General features: G+C 69.5%; 4 protein-coding genes. 3 read left to right on the top strand and 1 reads right to left on the bottom strand.

The annotated features are described in order from the left end of the window. The first annotated feature begins 129 nt into the window (after positions 1 to 129). A complete protein-coding gene (locus DMC18_RS24195) occupies positions 130 to 798 on the top strand; it encodes a hypothetical protein (protein ID WP_110120423.1) in 669 nt (222 codons plus the stop codon). Positions 799 to 884: 86 nt separating this feature from the next. On the opposite strand, the gene rph is transcribed toward DMC18_RS24195, so the two are convergent. Beyond that, positions 885 to 1,601, bottom strand: a complete 717-nt coding sequence (gene rph / locus DMC18_RS24200; protein ID WP_110120422.1) for a ribonuclease PH — start codon at positions 1,599 to 1,601, stop codon at positions 885 to 887. 124 nt (positions 1,602 to 1,725) lie between these two features. Between rph and hrcA the strand changes: the two genes are divergently transcribed. Further along, positions 1,726 to 2,802 (top strand): heat-inducible transcriptional repressor HrcA, encoded by a 1,077-nt coding sequence (hrcA, locus tag DMC18_RS24205; protein ID WP_110120421.1) that lies wholly within the window; start codon positions 1,726 to 1,728, stop codon positions 2,800 to 2,802. Positions 2,803 to 2,815: 13 nt separating this feature from the next. Beyond that, the gene (gene grpE, locus DMC18_RS24210) at positions 2,816 to 3,433 is read left to right on the top strand and encodes a nucleotide exchange factor GrpE (RefSeq protein WP_110120420.1); all 618 of its coding nucleotides are present in this window, start codon (positions 2,816 to 2,818) and stop codon (positions 3,431 to 3,433) included. Positions 3,434 to 3,504: the final 71 nt, after the last annotated feature.

Below are 3,504 nucleotides of genomic sequence, written 5' to 3' on the forward strand. Positions count from 1 at the left end.
GCGACTGGCCGAGCCGGGCTACGCTGTGGAGATCACGGTGGTGGCGGCGCGGTAGGGGGCTTGCGCCGACGGTCGGAAAACGGCGACCGACCGCTGGCCGGTGGAAAGCTCGGCCGTTAGGCTCACCGCATGACCTGGCGCTACCTGACGACCCGAGATCCCGTGTTGCTGAAGGGCGCCGCCGACGCTCCGGCCTGGCTTCCGCCGGGTGTGGCGCTGGAGGCCCGCGTGGTCGCGATCCTGGGTCCGGAGAATGACGCGCCTCTCGCGGTTCAGCTCGACAGGCCATTGGTCGTGGGATTTGACGACGATACCGGCCTTCACCTCACCCTTGTCGCGCCTGGCGCCCAGTGGCTGAACCGGGGCGCGGTGGATGTCAGACGGTTCCGGTTTCCGCAGGATTCCCCGGCCTTGCGTGAGGGCGTCGCAAGCCCTGTGATCGAAGGGCGGCTGACCTACGAGCGACGTCGTTTCGAGGCGGCGGAGGTCTTCGCCGAGGCCGAGGAAGGGGGCGGCACGAGGATGCTCGATGGCGTCCAGTTGGCCTTGCTCGTCGAATACGCCAGGACGCGCGATGCGGCGGTCACGTTCGTAGAGACCTTCGAGCTTCAAGACGCCTTCGAGATCGCCCGGATCGACCTGAGCCTCTACGGCCTCGAGGGGAACGACGCTGGTCTGACGGATGAGCAGCGCATCGATCTGGCCGCCGGCTATGTGAGCGAGGTGCTGGCGCTCTGCGAGGCGGAGGGGGAGTGCTTCGGCTATCGGGCCTGGGTGGGATCGAACGCCGACCGTTGAACGCCCGGCTCGAGCCGGGTGTGGGCGAAATCCGTCCGGATCGCGATCGCTGGCGGCGGGCTCGGCCCGCCGCCAGCGTTTCACGCTTACTTGCCGATCGCCGCGCGCTGGAATTCGAACAGCTCGCCGATGCCCTTTTCGGCAAGGCCGAACAGGGTGTCGAACTCGCCGCGGGTGAAGCCGCGCTTTTCGCCGGTGGCCTGGATCTCGACGATCTCGCCGCCGCCGGTCAGCACGAAGTTGCCGTCGGCCTCGGCGTTGCTGTCTTCCTCGTAGTCGAGGTCGAGGACCGGCGTGTCCTTGAAGACGCCGCAGGAGATGGCGGCCACCTGGCCCAGGATCGGGTCGGCCTTCAGCACGCCCTCTTCCAGCAGATAGTTGGTGGCCAGGCGCAGGGCGACCCAGGCGCCGGTGATGGCGGCGGTGCGGGTGCCGCCGTCGGCCTGGATGACGTCGCAGTCGAGGCTGATCTGGCGCTCGCCCAGGGCCTTGAGGTCGACGACGGCGCGCAGGGAGCGGCCGATCAGGCGCTGGATTTCCTGGGTGCGGCCGGTCTGCTTGCCGGCGGCGGCCTCGCGGCGGCCGCGGGTGTGGGTGGCGCGGGGCAGCATGCCGTACTCGGCGGTGACCCAGCCGGCGCCCTTGTTGCGCATCCAGCCGGGGACGTTCTCCTCGACCGTGGCCGTGACCAGCACCTTGGTGTGGCCAAAGCCGATCAGGCACGAGCCCTCGGCGTAGCGGTTGACGCCGGTTTCCAGCGTGACGGCGCGCAGCTGGTCGGGGGCGCGTTCGGACGGACGCATGCGGAAACTCCGGTCTGGTTGGCGGGGGCTAGTCGTGGTTGAAGGCGCCGCTTATCCTCCCCCGGACGGGAACCTCCAAGTCCCCGCTCGATTTTTTCGCCCCTCCACCCTATCTCCAAGGGCCATGACACAGCTTTTTCCGGGACCGATCGCTCGGACGCCCGGCCTGACCGAGCTGGACGCCCGCGCCCGCGACATCTTTCGCCGGGTCGTCGAGGCCTATCTGGAGACCGGCGAGCCGGTGGGCTCGCGCACGCTGTCGCGCGGCGGGATCCAGCTGTCGCCGGCCTCGATCCGCAACACCATGCAGGACCTGGCGCAGCTGGGTCTGCTCGACAGCCCTCACACCAGCGCCGGGCGGATGCCGACCCATGCGGGCCTTAGGATGTTCGTCGACGGCTTTCTGGAGGTCGGCGATGTCGGCGAGGACGAGCGGCGCGAGATCGAAAGCCGCCTCTACGCCAAGGGCCGCACCTTCGAGGAAGCGCTGAACGAGGCCTCGGCCATACTGTCGGGCCTGGCCGGCGGGGCCGGCATCGTCGTCACCCCGGTCCGCGAAGGCGGGGTCAAGCACGTGGAGTTCGTCTCCCTGGGCGGCGGCCAGACCCTGGCTGTGATGGTGTTCGAGGACGGCACGGTCGAGAACCGGCTGATGCGCGGCGGGGCGGGGCTGACGCCCTCGGCCTTCCAGGAGGCGTCGAACTTCCTCAACGCCCGCCTGCGCGGCCGCACCCTGACTGAGGCCAAGGACGAGATCCGCGCCGAGCTGGAGACGGCCCGCCGCCAGCTGGACGAGACCGCCGCGCGCCTGGTCGAGGACGGCCTGGCCGCCTGGGGCGGCGGGGAGGGGGCCGAGCGGGCCCTGATCGTCCGCGGCCGCGCCAACCTGCTGGCCGAGGGCGGGGCCCGCGAGGACCTGGAGCGCGTGCGCCAGCTGTTCGACGACCTGGAGCAGAAGGGCCAGCTGATCGGCCTGCTCGACGACGTCCGTGACGCCGAGGGCGTACGCATCTTCATCGGGGCCGAGACGCGACTCTTTTCGCTTTCGGGTTCCTCCGTGATCGCGGCGCCCTATATGACGGGGCGACAGAAGGTGCTGGGCGCGATCGGCGTGATCGGCCCCACGCGTTTGAACTATGCCCGGGTGATCCCGCTGGTGGACTATACCGCCCGCGTGCTCGGCCGGATGATCGATGGATGAGGACTGTTTGGATATGACCGACGAGCAGACGCCGGCCGAAGACGTCGCTTTCGAAGCCGAGGACGCCGCCCAGGAAATCGAGGCCCTGAAGGCCGAGATCGCGGCGATGAAGGACCAGGCGCTGCGCTATGCGGCCGAGGCCGAGAACGTCAAGCGTCGCGCCGAGCGCGAGATGAACGACGCCCGCGCCTACGCGATCCAGAAGTTCGCCCGCGACCTCTTGGGCGCGGCCGACAACCTGTCGCGCGCCACCGCGGCCAGCCCGCGTGATTCGCAGGACGCGGCGGTGAAGAACTTCATCGTCGGCGTCGAGATGACCGAGAAGGAGCTGCAGGCGGCCTTCGAACGCAACGGCCTCAAGAAGGTCGACCCGACCAAGGGCGAGAAGTTCGATCCCCACCTGCACCAGGCGGTGATGGAGCAGCCCTCGGACGAAGTCGCCGCCGGCGGCGTCATCCAGGTGCTGCAGGTCGGCTACGAACTGCTGGGCCGCCTCGTGCGCCCGGCCATGGTGGCCGTGGCCGCCAAGGGCTCCACCGGCCCGGCCCCGGCCGAACCGGCCGCCGCCGCGGCGAACCCGTACGCGGCTTCCGGCGAAGAGTCGGGCGGGGCGTTCGACACCAAGGCTTGATCGCTATTCACCCGTAAAATCCCCGCGAAAGCGGGGACCCAGGTGTTTTATCGTCGAGCGCCTCGCGTTTC

Source organism: Caulobacter sp. D5, assembly GCF_003185805.1.
In the GTDB taxonomy this organism is placed as follows: Bacteria; Pseudomonadota; Alphaproteobacteria; order Caulobacterales; family Caulobacteraceae; genus Caulobacter.

What these genes read in the sequence shown, in the direction of transcription:
- rph (WP_110120422.1), bottom strand. Translation starts at nt 1,601, where the DNA reads ATGCGTCCGTCCGAACGCGCCCCCGACCAGCTGCGCGCCGTCACGCTG.
- grpE (WP_110120420.1), top strand. Translation starts at nt 2,816, where the DNA reads ATGACCGACGAGCAGACGCCGGCCGAAGACGTCGCTTTCGAAGCCGAG.
- hrcA (WP_110120421.1), top strand. Translation starts at nt 1,726, where the DNA reads ATGACACAGCTTTTTCCGGGACCGATCGCTCGGACGCCCGGCCTGACC.
- DMC18_RS24195 (WP_110120423.1), top strand. Translation starts at nt 130, where the DNA reads ATGACCTGGCGCTACCTGACGACCCGAGATCCCGTGTTGCTGAAGGGC.